Annotated in this window: 16 protein-coding genes; 5 read left to right on the top strand and 11 right to left on the bottom strand. The window is 72.8% G+C overall.

All coding sequences use genetic code 11. The features are described 5' to 3' along the window. Nucleotides 1-46: 46 nt before the first annotated feature. The 6 genes from DJ476_RS32875 to DJ476_RS32850 form a co-directional block, all read right to left on the bottom strand. Nucleotides 47-1,036, bottom strand: a complete 990-nt coding sequence (locus DJ476_RS32875; RefSeq protein ID WP_018491217.1) for a zinc-dependent alcohol dehydrogenase family protein — start codon at nt 1,034-1,036, stop codon at nt 47-49. Next, the gene (locus DJ476_RS32870) at nt 1,033-1,923 is read right to left on the bottom strand and encodes a carbohydrate ABC transporter permease (protein WP_103416952.1); all 891 of its coding nucleotides are present in this window, start codon (nt 1,921-1,923) and stop codon (nt 1,033-1,035) included. Before DJ476_RS32870 ends, DJ476_RS32875 begins: the two co-directional genes overlap by 4 nt. Further along, nucleotides 1,920-2,885 (bottom strand): carbohydrate ABC transporter permease, encoded by a 966-nt coding sequence (locus DJ476_RS32865; protein WP_103416951.1) that lies wholly within the window; start codon nt 2,883-2,885, stop codon nt 1,920-1,922. Before DJ476_RS32865 ends, DJ476_RS32870 begins: the two co-directional genes overlap by 4 nt. Continuing rightward, entirely contained in the window at nt 2,882-4,252 is a 1,371-nt protein-coding gene (locus tag DJ476_RS32860) for an ABC transporter substrate-binding protein (protein ID WP_103416950.1), read from the bottom strand. The genes DJ476_RS32865 and DJ476_RS32860 overlap by 4 nt, the downstream gene beginning before the upstream one ends. A 164-nt stretch (nt 4,253-4,416) precedes the next feature. Further along, nucleotides 4,417-5,178: a DeoR/GlpR family DNA-binding transcription regulator gene (locus tag DJ476_RS32855; protein ID WP_026238085.1), complete on the bottom strand. Its 762-nt coding sequence runs from the start codon at nt 5,176-5,178 to the stop codon at nt 4,417-4,419. Between the two features lie 307 nt (nt 5,179-5,485). Further along, nucleotides 5,486-6,823: a radical SAM protein gene (locus DJ476_RS32850; RefSeq protein ID WP_019763021.1), complete on the bottom strand. Its 1,338-nt coding sequence runs from the start codon at nt 6,821-6,823 to the stop codon at nt 5,486-5,488. Nucleotides 6,824-7,045: 222 nt separating this feature from the next. On the opposite strand from DJ476_RS32850, the gene DJ476_RS32845 reads away from it, so the two are divergent. Then, nucleotides 7,046-7,732 (top strand): response regulator, encoded by a 687-nt coding sequence (locus DJ476_RS32845; RefSeq protein ID WP_103416949.1) that lies wholly within the window; start codon nt 7,046-7,048, stop codon nt 7,730-7,732. Between the two features lie 233 nt (nt 7,733-7,965). On the opposite strand, the gene DJ476_RS32840 is transcribed toward DJ476_RS32845, so the two are convergent. Further along, on the bottom strand, nt 7,966-9,699 hold the full coding sequence (locus DJ476_RS32840) for a GAF domain-containing sensor histidine kinase (RefSeq protein ID WP_112492216.1): 1,734 nt from the start codon (nt 9,697-9,699) through the stop codon (nt 7,966-7,968). Between the two features lie 229 nt (nt 9,700-9,928). Beyond that, a complete protein-coding gene (locus DJ476_RS32835) occupies nt 9,929-10,798 on the bottom strand; it encodes a universal stress protein (RefSeq protein ID WP_112492215.1) in 870 nt (289 codons plus the stop codon). Between the two features lie 252 nt (nt 10,799-11,050). On the opposite strand from DJ476_RS32835, the gene DJ476_RS32830 reads away from it, so the two are divergent. Both DJ476_RS32830 and DJ476_RS32825 read left to right on the top strand, forming a co-directional pair. Next, on the top strand, nt 11,051-12,055 hold the full coding sequence (locus DJ476_RS32830) for an Acg family FMN-binding oxidoreductase (RefSeq protein WP_103416946.1): 1,005 nt from the start codon (nt 11,051-11,053) through the stop codon (nt 12,053-12,055). A gap of 9 nt (nt 12,056-12,064) precedes the next feature. Further along, nucleotides 12,065-13,501 carry an MBL fold metallo-hydrolase gene (locus tag DJ476_RS32825; protein ID WP_318294838.1) on the top strand — a complete coding sequence of 479 codons (1,437 nt, stop codon included), beginning with the start codon at nt 12,065-12,067 and terminating at the stop codon, nt 13,499-13,501. Between the two features lie 32 nt (nt 13,502-13,533). On the opposite strand, the gene DJ476_RS32820 is transcribed toward DJ476_RS32825, so the two are convergent. Next, entirely contained in the window at nt 13,534-14,430 is an 897-nt protein-coding gene (locus DJ476_RS32820; RefSeq protein ID WP_112492214.1) for a universal stress protein, read from the bottom strand. 198 nt (nt 14,431-14,628) lie between these two features. On the opposite strand from DJ476_RS32820, the gene DJ476_RS32815 reads away from it, so the two are divergent. After that, complete coding sequence (locus DJ476_RS32815; protein ID WP_112492213.1) at nt 14,629-15,513, top strand: universal stress protein; 885 nt, start codon at nt 14,629-14,631, stop codon at nt 15,511-15,513. A 24-nt stretch (nt 15,514-15,537) separates the two neighbouring features. Here DJ476_RS32815 and DJ476_RS32810 read toward each other — a convergent pair whose 3' ends face one another. Further along, nucleotides 15,538-16,215, bottom strand: coding sequence for a helix-turn-helix domain-containing protein (locus DJ476_RS32810; protein WP_103416943.1), 678 nt, complete (start codon nt 16,213-16,215; stop codon nt 15,538-15,540). Between the two features lie 173 nt (nt 16,216-16,388). Between DJ476_RS32810 and DJ476_RS32805 the strand changes: the two genes are divergently transcribed. Then, on the top strand, nt 16,389-17,489 hold the full coding sequence (locus tag DJ476_RS32805) for an alpha/beta hydrolase-fold protein (RefSeq protein ID WP_112492212.1): 1,101 nt from the start codon (nt 16,389-16,391) through the stop codon (nt 17,487-17,489). Nucleotides 17,490-17,514: 25 nt separating this feature from the next. Here the strand turns inward: DJ476_RS32805 and DJ476_RS32800 are convergent, their stop codons facing one another. Beyond that, entirely contained in the window at nt 17,515-19,215 is a 1,701-nt protein-coding gene (locus DJ476_RS32800) for an ABC transporter ATP-binding protein (RefSeq protein WP_112492211.1), read from the bottom strand.

The following is a 19,215-nucleotide window of genomic DNA, read 5'->3' as shown; positions in this document are numbered from 1 at the left end:
CTCCATCGCCTCCGGTACCTGCCTCTTCCCGTGCCGTCAGGGGCGGCTACGGCTGCACCACGATCTTCCGCCCCACCCCCGCCTTGAACTGGTCGATCGCCTCCGGGTACTGCTCCAGCGGCAGCCGGTCGCTGATGAAGACCGCCGGGTCCAGGACCCCGCTGGCGAAGAGTGCGGCGGCCCGTTCGTAGCTGTGCAGGACCGCCATCGAGCCGGTGATGGTGATCTCCTGGTTGTAGATGCGGTACGGCTCGATGACCGCGGTCGTGGCGTAGTCGGCGACCCCGAACTGGAGGAACGTGCCGCCCTTGGCGACCCGGCCCAGCCCGTCCTGGATGGCGCCCGCGTTGCCGGTGGCGTCGATGACCACGTCCCAGCCGCCGGGGCGGTCGAACTCCTCCGCGCGGGCCGCCGCCCCCGTGCAGCCGAGGAGCGTGGCGGTCTGCAGGCGCTGCGGGTTGACGTCCAGGACCTCCACCGAGGCGGCGCCCGTCCGCTTGGCCAGCTCCAGCATCATCAGGCCCATCGTGCCGGAGCCGTAGATCAGCACCTCGGCGCCCAGGTTGCCCTTGAGGACGTCGTAGCCGCGCACCGCGCAGGAGAGCGGCTCGATCAGGGCGGCGTCGGCGACGTCGATGTGCTCGGGCAGCTTGACGCAGTTGGCCACCGGGGCGACGGCGAACTCGGCGGCGCCCCCGGGGACGGTGACGCCGATGGCGGCCCAGTTGTCGCAGAGGTTGCCGCGGCCGGAGCGGCAGTAGCGGCACTCGTGGCAGTGGAGCGAGGGGTCGACGGCCACCTTGTCCCCGACGGCCAGTTCGGTGACGTCGGTGCCGACGGCGACGATCTCCCCGGCGAACTCATGGCCGGGCACGATCGGCAGGGTGGGGGCGAACTCCCCCTGGAGGATGTGGAGATCGGTGCCGCAGAGCCCGCAGGACGCCACCTTCACGACCACGTCACGGCGGCCGGGCGTGGGGTCGTCGACCGTGGTGACCGACACCTTGCCGGGGGCCTCGACGATGGCTGCCCTCATTTGACTGCTCCCAAGGAAAGGCCCTGGACGAGTTTGTCCTGGGCGGCGTAGCCGGCGACGAGCACCGGCAGGGACACGACCACCGACGCGGCGCACAGCTGGGCGAGGAAGAGGCCCTGGCTGGTGACGAAGGTGGTCAGATGGACGGGGGCCGTCCCGGCGACCACGCCGGTCAGCACCCGGGCGAACAGCAGCTCGTTCCAGCTGAAGATGAAGCAGATCAGGGCCGTGGCGGCGATGCCGGGGGCGGCGACCGGGGCGACGACCCGGCCGAGGACCGTGGGCAGCTTCGCCCCGTCGACCTGGGCCGCCTCGATGATGGAGACCGGGACGTCGGCGAGGAAGGACTGCATCATCCACACCGCGATCGGCAGGTTCATCGAGGTGTAGAGCAGGACGAGCAGCCAGATGTTGTCCAGGAAGCCGGTGTTCTTCGCGAACAGGTAGATCGGCAGCAGTCCGGCGACCACCGGCAGCATCTTGGTGGAGAGGAAGAAGAACATCACGTCGGTCCACTTGCGCACCCGGCGGATGGAGAGCGCGTACGCCGCCGGGAGCGCCAGCAGGAGGACCAGCACGGTGGAGAACACCGACGCCATCAGGGAGTTGACCAGCGGCGGCCAGGGGGTCGGGCCGCCTCCGCCGCCGAAGAACGTCCGGTAGCCGTCGAGCGTCAGCGCGGCCGCCAGGGAGGGCGGGTTGGTCGCCGCGTCGGCCTCCGAGTGGAAGGAGGTGAGCACCATCCACAGGGCGGGCAGGCAGAAGACCAGGCCCACGGCCCAGGCGGCCAGGCCGAGGGCGGTGGAGCGCCTGCGGGCCCGGTTGGTCGGGGCGGTGGCCTTCGCGGTGGCGCGGGTGCGGGTCGGTGCTGCGGTCGAGGCGCTCATGCGCGGCTCGCCTCCTCACGGAAGAGGGAGGAGACCACCCGGAGCGCGAACGTCGCGATGATCACGGTGCCGATCACCACGACCACGCCCACGGCGGACGCCAGTCCGTACTCATGGGCCCGGTAGAAGGTCTCGTAGACGGTGTACGGGAGGTTGGCGGTGCCGAGGCCGCCCGCGGTGATGGTGAAGACGGCGTCGAAGTTCTGCACGATGTACACCGAGCCCAGCAGGACGCCGAGTTCGAGGTAGCGGCGCAGATGGGGCAGGGTGAGGAAGCGGAACATCTGCCAGGCGCCCGCGCCGTCGAGCCGGGCGGCCTCCATCATCTCGGCGGGGCGGCTCTGCAGTCCGGCCAGCAGGATCAGCATCATGAACGGGGTCCACTGCCAGACGAGGGCTGCGGCGACCGCCATCAGGGGCATCTCGGAGGTCCACTCCGGCTGGACCATGGAGTCGATGCCGAAGAGGTTCCCGAACCAGGTCAACGCCCCGTTGAACAGCCCGTACTCGGGATTGTAGAGGGCGTGTTTCCACAGCAGCGCCGCCGAGACCGGCACGATCAGGAACGGGGTGATGAGGAGGGTGCGGACGAAGCCCCGGCCGAAGAACGTGCGGTCGAGCAGCAGAGCGAAGGCGAGGCCGAGGACGACGCTCACGATGACCACGGTGGCGGTGAGCAGGACGGTGGTCAGGACCGAGTCGCGTAGGGCCGGGTCGGTGAAGACGGAGCCGTAGTTGGCGAAGCCGGTGAAGTGGCGCTGGTCCGGCTTGAGCGAGTTCCAGTCGAAGAAGGAGATCACCAGCGTGGCCACGAAGGGCAGTTGGGTGACCACGATCAGGAAGACGAGGGCGGGCAGGAGCGGTGCGCGGGTCGCCCAGGCCTTCGCTCTGCTGCCCGTGGGGCGCTTGCCCGATGGGGCGGGACGGGGCGGGGTCGGCCGTACGGCGGTGGTGGTGGTCATCGGTACTCCTCCGCGACCTTCTCGGCCAGCTTCTGGGAGGTGGCGAGTGCAGTGTCCACCGACTGGCGGCCCGCGATGGCGGCGCTGATCTCCTGCGCCACCTTGGTGCCGAGGTCGGTGAACTCCGGAACGCCGACGAACTGGATGCCCGCCGTGGGGCGCGGCTGGGTGCCGGGGTTGTTGGGGTCGGCCTCGGAGATGGCCTGCTGGGTGACGTCCGCGAACGCCCCTGCTTCCTTGCGGTAGTCGGGGTGGGCGTAGGTGGACGCGCGCTTGCCCGCCGGGACGTTGGACCAGCCGCTGGTGGCGCCGACGAGTTCCTCGTACTCCTTGCTGGAGGCCCAGGAGATGAACTTCCAGGCGTCGTCGGCCTTCTTGGAGGCGTTCTGCATGCCCCAGGCCCAGGTGTAGAGCCAGCCAGAGCTGTCGGTCCGCTCGACGGGGGCCGGTACGTACCCGATCCTGCCCTTGACCGGGGAGCCCTTGGCCTCCAGCGATCCGGCGCCCGCGGTGGCGTCGTACCACATGGCGGTCTTGCCCTGGGTCATGTTGTTGAGGCACTCGGCGTACCCGGACTGCGGGGCGCCGAGCTGTCCGTGCTTGCGCACGAGGTCGACGTAGAACTTCGTCGCCTTCTTGAACTCCGGTGCGGTCAGCTGCGGTTGCCAGTCCTCGGTGAACCAGGTGCCGCCCATGGTGTTGACGACGGTGGTGAGCGGGGCGATGACCTCGCCCCAGCCGGGGAGCCCCCGCAGGCAGATGCCCTTCATCCCGCGCTGCGATCCGTCGGTTTTCGCGGCGAGTTCGGCGACCTCTTTCCAGGTGGGCTTGGCGGGCATGGTGAGCCCTTCCTTCTCGAAGACGTCCTTGCGGTACATCAGGAAGGAGGACTCGCCGTAGAAGGGCTGGGCGTAGAGCTTGCCGTCCTTGTGGGTCAGCGACGCGCGCAGCGGCGGGAGGATGTCCTGCTGGTCGAAGTCCGGGTCGGCCTCGACGTATTGGTCCAGCGGGCGGAGCCAGCCGTTCTCGGCGAAGAACGGCAGCTCGAAGTTGGAGATGGTGGCGATGTCGTACTGACCGGCCTGGTTGGAGTAGTCCTGGCTGATCTTGTCGCGGACGTCGTTCTCGGGCAGCACCGTGAAGTGGACGGTGATGCCGGTCTCCTTGGTGAAGTGCTCCTTGGTCAGCTTCTGCAGTTCGACCATCTGCGGGTTGTTCACCATCAGGACGTTGAGGGCGTCACCGCCCCCGAAGGAGGTCCCGCCCGCTCCGGCGCAGCCGGTGGCGAGGAGGGCGAGTGCCGTGGCCACGGCGGCGGCGCGCGGCAGGCGGCGTGGTCCGTGGCGTCGGCGGGGGTGGTGGCGCATGGGGACTCCTGATCAGTCGTAGCGGCTCGGTGATCGGGTCGGGCGGAGGCGGCAAGGGGATGCCGGAGGCGTACGGCGGCAGGACGGACCGCGCCCCGACGGGGGGCGGGGCGCGGTGGTACGGGGGTCGCGCGGCCGGTACGGGACCGGGGGCGCGGGTCGGGTCAGGTGCGGATGACCTGGGGGCCCAGGAGGGAGTAGCGCTGGGCCTCGGCGGAGGAGAGCCCGGCGTCGGTGACGATCGTCTCGAAGTCCCCGACCCCGGCGAACCGGCAGAAGCTCACCGCGCCGAACTTGGCGTGGATCCCGACGAAGACGCGCCGCCGGGAGCTGCGCATGGCCTGGGCCTTGACCTCGCTGACGGCCGGGTCGGGGGTGGTGAGGCCGTACTCGCGGGAGATGCCGTTGGCACCGACGTACGCCAGGTCGATGACGAAGCCGGCGAGCATCCTGGAGGCCCAGTGGTCGACGGTGGCCATCGTGGAGCCGCGGACGCGGCCGCCGAGCAGGATGACGGAGATCTTCTCGGCGTCCGCGAGGACGGTGGCGACGGCCAGGGACGCGGTCACCACGGTCAGCGGCCGGTCCCGGGGGAAGGCCTCGGCGACGAGCTGGGGGGTGAAGCCCTCGTCGACGAAGACGGTCTCGGCGTCCCCGAGCAGATCGGCGGCGGCGGCCGCGATCCGCGACTTCTGCGGGACGTTACGGGTGGTGCGGACCGCGAGCGTGGTCTCGAAGCCCGCCGACTCCACCGGGTAGGCGCCGCCGTGGGTGCGGCGGACGAGACCGTGCTCCTCCAGTACGTGCAGATCGCGGCGGACGGTCTCCTTGGCCACCTGGAACAGCGCCGCGAGGGCGTTCACCTCGACCGATCCGTCCCGTCGGGCGGCGTCGAGTATTCCTCTGCGGCGTTCGTCGGTGTCCACGACACACATCCCTGGCTCTTGCGGTGGCGCTTTTCGGGGGTGGGTCCCGTCCGTTCGGGCCCATGTGACGTTTTTACAAGCAGGGTCAGCCGCTCGACCAGGCTCTTCGCGGGATTCCCTCTGCCCGTTCCTGCCCGTTTCCCCGGCGGGCCGCCGCTGGTCACGGGCCTGCCAAGGGCTTTCCGGGCGCTTCCGCCGCCCGCTCGGCGGAGGCGGGCGCCCGAATCGCGCCCGAACCCGGGGAACGGTGCCCGTTGGACGGCTCCCGTTCCCCGGGGAGGTGCGGCTCCCGTCCCCGGGGAGGGGGTCAGACGGTGGTCTCCTCCTCCAGCCCTTCGAGGCTGTCCATGAAGGAGCTGACGGAGAAGACGGCCCGGCCGGGGCCCGCGGGGCCGTAGCCGGGCGGGGAGTTGAGGCCGAACTCCTCCAGCGTCGCCCGGTAGGCCTGGAGCAGCCGGATGTGGTACTCCAGCGGCGCGCCGAGCGGGTTGGCCTTGCCGAGCGGAGTGGTGGGCTCGGGGCACCAGGTGGTGAAGCGCGGCACGACCCCGTTGGACATGAAGAACCGCAGCCCCTCGGTGGTCGAGTCGATGGCCTCGCTCACCTTGGTGAAGCCGAAGGGCTCGGCCATCTCGATGCCCGCGACGAAGTTGGGGATGACGTTGCGCGGCCCGAAGACCTCGGCGGAGTCCAGGATGCGGCGGTGCCACTCGTCGCGGCCGACGTACCGCTCCTTGCCCGGGCAGTGCAGCTGGAAGAGCCGGCGGTCCCACACCTCGAAGTTGGGGTGGTAGATGCGGATGCCGTAGTCGTGGAAGCGCTGCACGTCCTCGCGGGGCAGCGCCTGGGCGACCACCTTGCCGGTCCAGCGGCCGGGGAAGCGCTCCTCGATGGCCTTGGCGTAGTGGCCGTAGAAGTCGGCCTCGTCGCGTCCGCCGACCTGGGAGGTGATGGAACCGCCGGTGAGGGTGTAGGCGCGGGAGACGCCGGCGGTGTCGTACCGGTCGATGATCTCCAGGGCCTCCAGCACCTCCTCGACCGGCTTGACCCCGGTGTAGGGGCGGCCGGCCGCCTTGTGCTGGCGCCAGTTGTGGTTGATGTCGCAGAACTGGCACTCCTCCTTGGCGCCGAAGTACTGGCACACCCGGAAGACCGTCAGATAGATGAGGTAGCCCCACTGGATGGTCGGGGCGACCTCCATGACGGACTTGCCGTTGGAGAGCTGGTGGCGGTAGTACTCCGGCATCGGCGGGAGGCCGACGTCCGCGATCCGCGCCCCGTCCAGGTAGAGGCCGAGCGTCCCGTCCTCGCCGCCGCGCACGACGTACGGGGAGTCGGGGTTGACCCGCACCGAGACCACGGTGCGGCGCAGCCCGTAGGGTCCGCCGGTGAGGACGACCTCCTCCGGCGGCCGGTTGAGCGCGGCGGCGCCCAGCTCGGGCAGGGTGCGGTGGTCGAAGGAGAAGATGAAGTACGACTTCGGCTTCACGTCACCGGTGGCGCCACCGATGGATCCGCTGAGCGCGGACTCGTCGAAGGCCATGCCGCCGCGCAGCAGGTCTTCCTTGATGACGGCTTCCCGGGGCACCTCGGGGAAACGCCCCATAAGGTCCTCGACCAGTGCCGTACGACTGCTGCTCGGCATGTACGCGAACCTCCGTTGTCACCCCACCCGCGACGGCGCACGCACGGGTGGGCGGGTCTGTCCAGTCAGGCTGGCAAGCCTACGCCAACGGCTTCTCCCACCTGCATTGACCAGGTGGAAACGGGCTGCGGGGGCGGTTCGGCAGGTACGTCGCCGCCGTAGCTGGGACAATGCGGGTGAGGAGACGGGGGCCACGCGTCGACCGAACACCTGGGGCCGCACATGTCCGGCACACCGACCGCCGAGGGCGGGGACCCGATCCGCGTCTTCCTGCTGGACGACCACGAGGTCGTCCGCCGGGGGCTGCGCGATCTGCTGGGGTCCGAGCCCGGTGTGGAGGTCGTCGGGGAGGCGGCCACGGCTGCCCAGGCGCTGGCCCGGGGCCCGGCGCTGCGGCCCGATGTGGCGGTGCTGGACGTCCGGTTGCCGGACGGGGACGGCATCACCGTCTGCCGGGAGCTGCGTTCGCGGATGCCGGGGCTGGCCTGTCTGATGCTGACGTCGTTCGACGACGAGGACGCCCTGCTCGACGCGATCATGGCCGGGGCGGCCGGGTATGTGCTCAAGCAGATCAACGGCTCGGACCTGGTGTCGGCGGTACGGACCGTGGCGACGGGGCAGTCGATGCTCGACCCGGCGACCACGGCCCGGCTCATGCGGACCCTGCGCGCGCCCGAGGCCGCCGGCCCCGTGGAGGACGAGAGGCTGTCGGTCCTCTCCGAGCGGGAGCGGTCGGTGCTCGGCCTCATCGGGGAGGGGCTGACCAACCGGCAGATCGCGGGGCGGCTGTTCCTCTCCGAGAAGACCGTGAAGAACCACATCTCCCGGCTGCTGGGGAAGCTGGGGGTGGAGCGCCGGGTGCAGGCGGCCGTCATCGCGACGGAGGCGCGGGAGCACGGGCAGCAGTGAGGCCGCGGGACCGGGCGTGCGGGCTCGGGCGGCGCGGCTGAACGCGTACGGCTCGCGCACGCCGCGTACGTGTCCGGCCCGCCCGTCCCACGTAGTACGTGTCCGGTCGCGCCCGCCCACGTACGTGCCTGCCCGCCCGTCTCCGTACGCGCACCGCCTGCCCCCACGTACACGCTGGCCCCGCCCGCGTACACGCACCGCCGACCCCCACGTACGCGTACGGTTCGCGCGCCCTATGCGCGCCCCGTCGGCAGCGGGACCCGCCACTCCAGGACCGTGCCGTGGTGCGGGGCGGGCCGTGCGGTGGCGGAGAAGGTGCCGCTCAGCCGTTCGGCCCGCTCCGCGAGGTTGCGCAGGCCGCTGCCGTGGACGCTCTCCGGGAGGCCGGTGCCGTCGTCGGTGGCGGTCACCGTCAGCGTGCCGCTCCCGGCGACGACCGCCACCTCGGCCCTGCCGGCCCCCGCGTGGCGGGCGACGTTACTCAGGGCCTCCACGATCACCGCGACCACCTGGTCGGCCACCTCCTGGGGCACGTCCGTGTCGATCAGCCCCTCCATCCGCAGGGCCGGGGGAAAGCCGAGCGAGGGCGCGGCGGCGTCCACCGCCTGGACGACCCTGGTCCGCAGGCCGGGGGCGTCGCCGGTCGGTTCGTGGTCCCGGAGGCCGAAGATCGTGGAGCGGATGATCTTGATGGTGGTGTCGAGGTCGTCGATCGCGCGGCCCAGCCGCTCGGCGGCCTCCGGGCGCTCCACGAACGGGCGGGCGCTCTGGAGGGTCATCCCGGTGGCGAAGAGCCGCTGGATGGCGAGGTCGTGCAGGTCGCGGGCGATCCGGTCGCGGTCCTCCAGGAGGCTGACCCGTTCGGCGGCCCGTCGGCGCTCGGCCAGTTCGAGCGCGAGCGCGGCCTGTCCGGCGAAGCCCGGCAGCGAGGCGATCTCCGGCCCGGCGAACGGTGGACCGCCCTGGAGGCGGGCGAGGATCAGGACCCCGCTGAGCTTCTCCTTGGTGCCCACGATGACGGCCACCGCGGGCCCGAACCCCTCCCAGCGCTCCGGCCGCACGGTGATCCGGGGGTCGTTTCCGACGTCCGCGACCGTGACGAGGCTGTCCGCGGCGAGCGTGGCCCCGGCGAGGGTGCCCCGGGTCGTCGGCAGCGCCAGCCCGCGATGGGCCCCGGCCCGCTCCCCGTGGGCGAGGGAGCCGCTCAGCTCGCCGTCGACCCCCACCAGGTGGAAGACGCCGACGTCGGCACCGGCGATGTCCACGGCCCGGGCGAGCATCCCCTCCAGGACCTCCGTCTCCGCCGAGCCGGAGAGCAGCGCCCTGGTGAAGTCGGAGCCGGCGGCGAGCCAGCGCTCCCGCAACCGTCCGGCCTCGTAGAGGCGGGCGTTCTCGATGGCGATGCCCGCCGCGACGGCCAGGGTCGAGACGACCGCCTCGTCCTCCGCGTCGAAGTCGGCGCCACCGCGCTTCTCGGTGAGGTAGAGGTTGCCGAACACCTCCTCGCGGACCCGGACGGGCACGCCGAGGAAGGTGTGCATGGGCGGATGGTGGGGCGGGAAGCCGTACGAGGTCGGGTGCTCGGAGAGTTCACCGAGCCGCAGCGGCTCCGGGTGGCGGATCAGCTCACCGAGGAGGCCGTGGCCGGAGGGGAGGTCGCCGATCCGTTCCCGTACGTCGTCGTCGATGCCGATCGGGAGGAACTCGGAGAGCTTCTGGTCGTCCCCGATCACGCCCAGCGCCCCGTACTCGGCGTCGACGAGGACGACCGCCGCCTCGACGATCCCCCGCAGCACCTGGGGCAGCGCCAGTTCCCGGCCGACCGACATGACGGCCTCCAGCAGGCCGTTGAGCCGGTCGCGGGTGCCCCGGGCCTCGTCGATGCGGCCCTGCAGTTCGTCCAGCAGCTCGTCGAGCCGCAGGCGCGGGAGCCTGGCCCGCCCGGTCTCACGGGCATCCCCGCCCATGGGTACCTCCGGCGGCTTCGAGGGAGGCGGACTGCCGGCGTCCGCTCCTCCAACGTAGCCGCCGCACCGCGCGGCCTCATGTCGAGCGCCCGGCCGTACGGGATCAGCTCGGGGCCGTACGAAATCGGTACGGGTCCGCACGGGATCAGCTCAGGGCCGCACGGGTTCGGTACGGGTCCGTACGGGGTCGGCGCGAGGTCGTACGGGATCAGCACGAGGCCGTGCGTGGTCACGGCCGCTCCTCGACCGGGACCGTGATCACCGGGCAGGGGGCCCGGTGCAGCAGCCCGTGGACGACCGAGCCGACGCGCATGCCCAGGTAGCCGCCGTCGCCCCGGCGGCCCACCACGAGGGCCTCCGCGTGCTCGGCGGCCTCCGCCAGCGCCTCGACCGGGGAGCCGGTCACCACCTCGTGGCTCAGCCGCACACCGGGGTACTTCTCGGCCCACCCGGCCACCGTCTCGGCCAGCAGCCGGCGCTCGGTGTCGAGCGGGGCGTCCCGGCCCCGGAGCGAGAACACCGGGGGCTGCCACACCGCCACGGCCCGCACGGCGCAGCCCCTCAGCTCGGCCTCCTCCAGGGCCAGTGCCAGGGCCGCCTGCGAGGGCTCGCTCCCGTCCACGCCCACCACCAGGTACGGCGGCTGCCCGGTGCTCCGCGCGGTGCGGACCACGACGACCACGGGGCAGTGCGCCTGCGCGCTGACGGGGACGGCGAGGGAACCGGCGCTGAGGAACTCCGCCACCCGGTTCAGCCGCCGGGAGCCGAGCACCACCATGCGGGCTTCGCGGGTCAGGCCCGCCAGGGTGGGCGCGGGGACCCCGTCGAGGAGCGTGGCGGTGGTCCGGATCTCCGGCTGCCGCTCCCGCACCCAGGCGTCGGCGGCCTCCAGCGCACGGGTGGCGGCCTCCTCGAACTCCCGGTGGCGGGGGAGGTCGCCGGGGCGGCGGGGCTCGTGGAGCGGGGGGACGGCGACGACGAGCCGCAGCAGAAGGCCGCGGCGGTGGGCCTCGTCCGCCGCCCACGCGACGGCCGGGCGCCAGTCCTCGCGGGGGTCGACGCCGACCACGATGTCCTGGCGTGTCGCCGAGGTGCTCATGAGGGGTTCCTCCTGCCGCACGGGGCTGCCTCTTCTCCGGGGTCTCCCGGGCGGTACGGGAGGCTCCCGGACCGGTAGGTACGCGGGGACAACCGGGGGATTCCAGGCTGATACGGCGGCGAGGGGCGCGGGAAGGGCCGCTGGGGGCCGGAAAGGGGCCCCGGTCGGTCCGGGGACAGGGCCGTTCGGCCCCTCCCCTCCCGGGGCGGTCGCGGCGGAGGGTGGAGCTGCGGGGAGCGCGGAGAGGAAGCCATGCCCACCACAGACGAACTCGTGGAGACCGTGACGGCGCTGGTCGAGGACGCCGTCACCGCTCCGTCCATGCACAACGCCCAGCCGTGGAGGTTCATCCACCGTGCGGGCACCCGTTCGCTCGCCCTGTACGGCGACCCGTCCCGCACCCTGCCCGCCGGGGACCCGGAGGGCCGCGGGCTGCATCTGGGGTGCGGGGCGGCGCTGTTCAATCTGCGGGTGTCGGCCGCCCACCACGGGTGGGACGCCGCCGTCGAGCTGCTCCCCGACCCCCGCGACCCCTGGCATCTGGCCGATGTGGTGCTCCAGGAGCCCGATCCGGTGGAGCCGGAGACTCCGGGTCCGGTGCTCGCCGACCTCCACCCCGCGCTGCCGAAGCGGCACACCAGCCGCTTCCCCTTCTCCGACGAGCGGATCCCGGGCGAGATCCTCGACGGGCTGCGCGGTGCCGCCCTGCTGGAGGGGTGCCGGCTGATCGTGCCGGGGTCCTGGCACTCGGACGCCGTCCTGGACCTGGTCCGTGACGCCGAGCTGTTCGAGTCCGCCGACGCGGCGCTGCGCGAGGAGATCGCCTCCTGGACCCGTACGGGCAGGGCCGGTGAGGGGCCCGCCACCGAGGGCGTCCCGTCGTACGCCTTCGGCCCCCGCCAGTACGGTGTGACCGCCCCGGCCCGTGACTTCGACCCCGAGCGCGGCCTGCCGGGCCGGATCTCCGCCGACTTCGAGGAGCGGCCGCAGATCGCGCTCCTGGGCACCCTGGACGACTCCCCGGCCGACTGGCTGCGGGCGGGGCAGGCCATGGAGCGCGTACTCCTCCAGGCCACGCTGGACGGACTGTCCACCTCGCTGATGTCTCAGCCCCTGGAATGGCCCGAGCTGCGTGCCCTGACCCGTGAACCCGGCTCGCCGACCGGCTTCGTCCACATGCTGTTCCGGTTCGGGTACGGGCCCCGGGGCACACGGACGCCGCGTCGGCCGGTGGGCGAGGTCCTCACCGTGGAGTAGGAGGTCGTCATGCCGTCCGGCTCCGGACCGGCCCCGCACGCCGCCCGCGCACCCGCCCGGCCCGCCCTGCTCACCCTGCTGGGCGGGGTGGGCACCGTGACCGGCAGCAAGTTCCTGGTCGAGAGCGACCACGCCCGCATCCTCGTGGAGTGCGGGCTCTTCCAGGGCCACGCGAAGCTGCGCAGGCGCAACTGGGTGAAGTTCGCGCGGGCCGCGTCCGATGTCCACGCCGTCGTCGTCACCCATGCCCACCTGGACCACTGCGGGTATCTGCCGCGCCTGGTCCGGCAGGGGTTCCGGGGGCCGATCCTGATGAGCACCCCCACGGCGCGGTTCGCGGAGATCGTGCTGCGGGACAGCGCCCGGCTCCAGACGGAGGCGGCCCGGCACGCGAACGAGCACGGCTGGTCCAAGCACCGCCCGGCCGACCCGCTGTACGACGACGCCGATGTGGAGCGGACGCTCGCCTTCTTCGACCCGGTGCCGGTCGGCAGCGAGGTCGAGATCATGCGGGGCACCCGGCTCACGCTCCACCACGGCGGCCACATCCTCGGCTCCGCCTGGGCGCACCTCACCCTGGAGGACGGGCACGCCCTGGCCGTCTCCGGCGATCTCGGCCGCCCGGGGCATCCGCTGCTGCGGCCCCCGGATCCGTTCTCCGGCGCCGACGTCCTGCTCATGGAGTCCACGTACGGCAACCGCCGCCACGACCGGGAGGGCGGCCGCCGGGCCTTCGCCTCGGCGGTCGGCCGGACCCTGGCCCGCGGCGGCTCCGTGGTGATCCCGGCCTTCGCGATCGACCGCACCGAGGTGGTCCTGCACGAGCTGGCGGAGCTGCGGTACACGGGGGCGCTCCCCCGCTCGGTCCCCGTGTACGTCGACAGCCCGATGGCCCTGGCCGCCCTGGACGTCTACCGGGACGCGCTGCGCGGCCGCTCCGCCGAGCTGCGCCCGGAGATCCTGGACCGGGGCACGGACGCGCTGAGCCCCGATCCCTTCCTCGCCGCCCGTACGGTCCAGGAGTCCATCGCCATCAACAGCGCGCGGGGCCCCTGCGTCATCGTCTCCTCGGCCGGTATGGCGACGGGCGGCCGGGTGCTGCACCATCTGCGCCGACTGCTGCCCGACCCCCGCAACTCCGTGGTCGTCGTCGGTTTCGCCGCCGCGGGCACCCGCGCCCGGGACCTGGTGGACGGGGCGCGGGTGCTGAAGATGTTCGGCGAGTACGTTCCCGTACGCGCCGAGATCGTCGACGTACCGCACTTCTCGGCGCACGCCGACGCGGACCAGATCCTCGACTGGCTGCGGGACGCACCCGCCCCGCACACCACCTATCTGGTGTACGGGGAGGAGGGCGCGTCGGCCGCGCTGCGTGACCGGCTGGACCGGGAGCTGGGGTGGACGGCGGTCGTACCGAAGCCGGGCGAGGCGGTCCTGGTGCGGTGAGGGTGCTGCCCCCGACGGTTCGACTCGACGGTTCAGCTCGTGGCCCTGTAGCCCGGCGGGATGATCTGGACCGGGCAGTGGCCGTGGTGCAACAGGGCGTGGGTGACCCGGCCCAACGCCGTCCCGGAGCCGAGCATCCGGCGCCGGGCGCCCATCACCAGCAGGTCGGTGAGGGCCGTGGCCTCGACGAGGATGCCCGGCACGCTGGTCCCCGTCTCCACGTCGTGGGTGACGGTGAGGCCGGGGTACCGCTTCCGTACCTCTTCTGCGACGGCGGCCGTCTCGTGCACCTTCTCCTCGGTGATCTCCCCGATGCTGTCGAGCATGGTGGTGAACCTGCCGACGTGGGTCAGCACGTTGCTGACGCTCAGCAGCCGCAGGGACGCCTTGCGTGCGTCCGCCTCAGCCGCCGCGATCAGCAGCCAGTCCAGGTCGGAGGTGCCCTGCACGGCCGCCGTGACCACCCCGGTCGCCGGCCGGTCGGTCTCGCCCCGTACGACGATCACCGGCACCTCGGTCCGTGAGGCCACCCCCAGGCCGACGGAGCCGAGGGTGAGCGAGGCGAAACCGCCCAGCCCCCTGCTGCCCACGACGATCGTGCCCCGGTCACCGGCCGCCGCGTGCAGCGAGGACACCGCGTCCCGGTTGCTCAGTTCCTTCGTCACGGTCAGGTCGGGGTGGGCGGCCCGGACGGCCTCCGCGGTCCCGTCCAGCAACTCGTTCCCCGTCTCCCGCAGGGCCCGGAGGGTCTCGGCCGGGGTGAGGACGGACCGGCCCTCGATGTCGGCGGCATGGACGATGTTCAGCGGCTGCCCGCGGTGGGCGGCCTCGGCGGCGGCCCACAGGGCGGCCGTCCGTGCCTGCTCGGACGCGTCCACTCCGACGACGACGGCGCCGAGTTCCACGGGGTCGGGAAGGTCGCTGGTCATGGCTCCTCCTCGGGGGCGGCCATCATCGGGGGTGGCCAGGGGACTACCTCTCCACGGTCGCACCGCGGGGCGGCCCCCGCAGATGGGCCCTTCGGCCCCGATCCGGCCCTGTCGGCCCCTGTCCGGCGGCCGCCCGGGCGGGGAGGCTGGATCCGTGGTTCCGCAACCGAAGCCCGCCGTACCGAGGAGGCCCTGGTCATGACAGCGCACGTCACCGTCGGAATGGACGAGTCCCCCGAGAGCCTCGCGGCGGCGCGCTGGGCCGCGGAGGAGGCCTCCCTGCTCGACGTTCCGCTGCACCTGATGCATGTGGAGGAGTGGCCGATCACCGCGGAGGTGCCGGTGCTCTCCGCCGATGCCCTGGTCGAGCGGTACGAGACCCTGCTGCGGAACACGGTGGACCGGGTCCGGCGCGAGCGCCCCGGGCTCGAAGTGACCACCGAGATGGCCCGGGGGCGCGCCCCGGCCGAGCTGACCGCCGCCGCCAACGAGTCCGAGGTGACCGTGCTGGGTTCGCGGGGGCTCGGCGGTGTCGTCGGCTTCCTGATCGGTTCGGTGTCGCTCGCGGTCGTCGGCCGGGCGCGGCGGCCGGTGGTGCTGGTGCGCTCCCCGGAGGACACCCGGGCGGCCACGTCCGTGCCGGGCGCCGACGGCCCGCCCTCGGGGATCGTGCTGGGGCTGGACATCGACCAGCCGTGCGACCCGGTGCTGGCCTTCGCCTTCGGTCAGGCCGCCCGCAGGCACGAGGAGCTGCGGATCGTCCACAGCTGGTCCCCGTCGCCCGCCTACGGGTACGCGGCGATCCTGAACCCGGGCGTCGGCAGCGGGCTGGGCCGGCGGGCCGCGGAGGGGCTGGCCGACATGGTGCGGCCCTGGCGGCAGAAGTTCCCGGCCGTCCGGGTGACGGAGCGGGCGGTGGTGGGACCGGCGGCGGCCGAACTGGTGGACGCGTCCCGGAGTGCGGGGCTGCTGATCGTGGGGCGGCGCAGCCGGCGCTCCCCGGTGGGGCCGCACCTCGGCCATGTCGCGCACGCAGCGATCCACCACAGCCCGGCGCCGGTCGCGGTCGTGCCGTTCGAGTGAGCCGGGTTCATCCACCCTGCGGGGTCAGGGGGTGTCCTCCGGGGCGTCGGCCACGATGATCCTGCGCCCGGTGGTGCGCCGGGGCGTGAGGATCATGACGTGTTCGCGCCCCTCCCCCGCCCAGGGTCCCGAGTACGCCGCCTCCCTGAGCCGGAGCGCCTCGCTCTCGTCCTCCACGGCCCGGACGGTCCCCACGAGCAGCACGCTCCAGCCCTTGCTGAAGGCGTCGTCGAGGTGGTCGGTCTCGAAGGCGATCTCCGTACCGGCCGCTCCGGCGAGCGGGGAGCGGTCCCCGGTGGTGAACATGACCTCGCCGTTCAGCACCTGGTAGTTGATCGGCAGGACCACCGGCCCGTCGCCCCCGGTCAGCGCCACCCGCCCCACCCCGTGGTCACCGAGCAGCTCCCGGCACTCCGCCTCGTCCAGTTCGACCATCCGGGCCTCACGGGCCGCCCGGCCGAGCCCGCCCGGCAGGTCCACGGTCCCGCCGGTCAGCTCCTGGACCGTGGTCTCCAGCGCGTCCGCCAGCCGGAGGAGGAAGCCGATGCCGGGGGTGGCGGACTGCTCCTCCACGTACTGGATGTAGCCGGGCGCGGCACCCGCCCGCAGGGCCACGTCCTGCCGGGACAGACTGAGTTGGTGGCGGCGCGCCGCGACGCGTCGGCCGATGTCGCCTCGCGGCGACTGCGGTGCTGGGGACATCGTATGGTCCTTCGGCTCGTGGGGCTTCGACTCAGGGGGGCGGGGCCCTACGTGCTCACGCTAACGAGACCCCGGACCGGGCGCAGTCCGGAAACCCGGGCCGAAAGCCCCTAAGGTTAGGCTCGCCTTATGCAGGGCGGGCCCGGCCCTTCCCCATCCCCTCTCGCAAGGAGATGTTCATGCGCCTCGCGGCGGACGCGACCAGCCCTTTTACTCCTTTCGGGCTCCCCGGTGAGCCCGGCACCGACGCGTTCTGGGCGGCGGCCCGGCCCCCGCTCTCCGTTCCCGCCGACGACGGCTGGACGACCCTGTTCCTGTGGCGGGGCTCCCCGGCCGACCTGGACTTCGAGAGCTGGTCGGGGCCGGTCCCGCTGCTCCGGTGGAAGGACACGGACTGCTGGTACGCGGAGGTGGCCCTGCCCGCGCGGCTGCGGGTGACCTACCGCTTCCTGGTGGACGGCGAGCCCCGCGCCGACCCCCTCAACCCGGCCGGGGCGGGCGGTGACCGGTCCATCGCCGCGACCCCGGACGCCCCGCCCCAGCCGCACTGGCCCGCCCTCGGCCCGGACGCCGTGCTGCCGCTGCCGGAGACCCGGCTGCGCTGGAGCAGCGAGCGGCTCGGCGGGCGGCGGACCGTGCGCGTCCAGCCGGTGGGCGGTGGCGGCCCGGTGGTCCTGTTGCTGGACGGGGACGACTGGCTGTACCTCCATCCGGCGATGACCGCCTTCGCATCCGCCGTGGCCGCAGGGGAGTTGGAGCCCGTCACCCTCGTGTTCCTGCCGGCGAAGGACCGGTCGGCCGAGTTCGGGTGCCGCCCCGGGCTGTGGGAGGCGGTCCGGGACGAGCTGCTGCCGCTGGTGGCCGGGTCCGGCGTACCGGCCGATGTGGGCCGGCTGGTGGTCGCCGGGCAGAGTCTGGGCGGGCTGAGCGCGCTCTACGCGGCGGTGACGTTCCCGGAGCTGGTCTCCCGTGTCGCCTGTCAGTCGGGGTCGTTCTGGTGGGCGCCCGGCGCGGACGAGGTGGCGGACCCGCTGGGCGGGCCGGTCGGCGGGACGATCGCCGGACTCCTGCGCGAGGGGCCCGACTTGTCCGGGCTGCGCTGCGCGTTCGACGTGGGCGAGCACGAGACGCGGATGCTGCCCCACTGCGAGCTGGCCGAGTCGCTCACCGAGCGGGCCGGGGCAACCGTACGGATCTCCCGGTCCGCCTCGGACCACGACCGCGCGGGCTGGCGGCACGCACTGCTCCGGGATGTGGCCTGGGCGCTGGGCTGAGCGAGGCCCCCGGGCGGGTGGGGTACTACCGCGCCACCGCCAGGCAGTACGCCTCGTCCTCCGCGAGCAGGTTGCGGTGGGTGTCCTCTGCGGTGATGATCCCCTCGTCCAGGACCAGCACCCGGTCGGCCGCGTCCAGGAGCGCCGGGCTGCTGGTGATCACGAGCGTGGTGCGGCCCCGGCGCAGCTTGGCGATGTTGCGGGCGATGAGCTGTTCGGTGACCGCGTCCACGGCCGTGGTCGGGTTGTGCAGGACCAGGATGTCGGTGTCGGCGGCCAGCGCGCGGGCCAGGGAGAGCCGCTGGCGCTGCCCGCCGGAGAGGTTGGCCCCCCGGTCGCGGACCGCGTAGTCGAGCCCGTCGCGGTGGAGGGCGACGACATCGGTGAGCATGGACGCCTCGACGGCCTCGGGGAGCGTACGGCTGCTGCCCGACGGGTCGATGTTGGTCCGCAGGGTGCCGCCGAAGATCTCCGCGTCGTACGGGTTCACCAGCAGGTGTTCCCGGACCGCCTCCACCGACAGCTCCGCCAGCTCCCGGCCGCCGAGCCGGACCACTCCCTCGTACGCGGGTGGCGGCACGTTCACGGCGAGCACGGCGGCCAAGTCTGCGGCCGCACGCGGCTGGTAGGGCGCGATCGCCACGAACTCCCCCGCCCCGACGCGGAACTTCACCCCTTGCAGGGTCCCGTGGCGTACGCCGTCGACCTCCAGGTCCCCGCCCGGCTCGGGGCGTTCGGGCCCGGGTGCCGCGACCGGCGGGGCGGAGAGCACCAGGGCCATGCGCTCGGCGGAGGCGCGGGCGATCATCACGTACTTGGGCATCTCCGAGAACATCTTCAGCGGCTCCATGATGAACTGCGCGAGGCCCACGGCCATGACCAGTTCACCGATGGAGATCTGGCCGCCGAAGGCCAGCCAGCCCGCCGTCAGCGAGACCGCCGCGGCGAGGACCGCGTTGAGGGCCAGGGCGGTGCCCGCGTAGGCGCCGTTCACCTTGGCGACGGTGATCGCCTGCCGCTTGGCGTCGGTGCTGACCTTGCGGTAGGAGCCGAACGCGGCGTGGTTGCCGCCGAAGCCGTGGAGCGGGCGCAGCCCGATGATGAGGTCGGCGACCTTGGCCCCGGCCCGCGCCACCTTGGCCTGCTGTTCCTGGGTGCTGGAGCCGATCCGCCCGGACATCACCGCGAGGATCGACAGGATGCCGACCGTCCCCACGATCACCAGCAGGCCGAGCCTGATGTCGGCCAGGCTCAGCGCGACCGCCGCCACGACCACCGCGACCAGGGAGCTGATCAGCAGCGGCACCACCTCGATGATGTCGGCGGTCTGGTCGGCGTCCTCGGTGGCGATGGTGAGGATCTCGCCGGACTTGAGGCCGTCCACGTCCCGGGCCACCGGCTGGAGCCCGCAGGCCGCGACCTGGACCCGCCAGCGGTGCGCCTCGGTCGTGTTGGCCTTCTGGAGCACCCGCATGCCGAACCGCCACGACAGGGAGACCGTCGTGATGATCACGGCGAGGGAGCCGATCGACACCCCGAGCGAGCCGAGGCTGCGGTCCTGCATCGTGTGCTCGACGATCATGCCGAGCGCGATGGGGAACGCGGTCTCGGCCGCCTGGTAGAGGCCCATCAGGACGGTGCCCGCGATCATGGCGCCGATGTTCCGGCGCAGGGCGGTCCGCAGGATGGCGGCGCCGGGGCGGGGCCGCTGCGTGTCAGTCTTCAT

Source organism: Streptomyces bacillaris (genome assembly GCF_003268675.1).
GTDB lineage: Bacteria > Actinomycetota > Actinomycetes > Streptomycetales > Streptomycetaceae > Streptomyces > Streptomyces bacillaris.
Note: the sequence above shows the minus strand (reverse complement) of the source record. Positions and strands in the feature narration are given on the sequence as shown.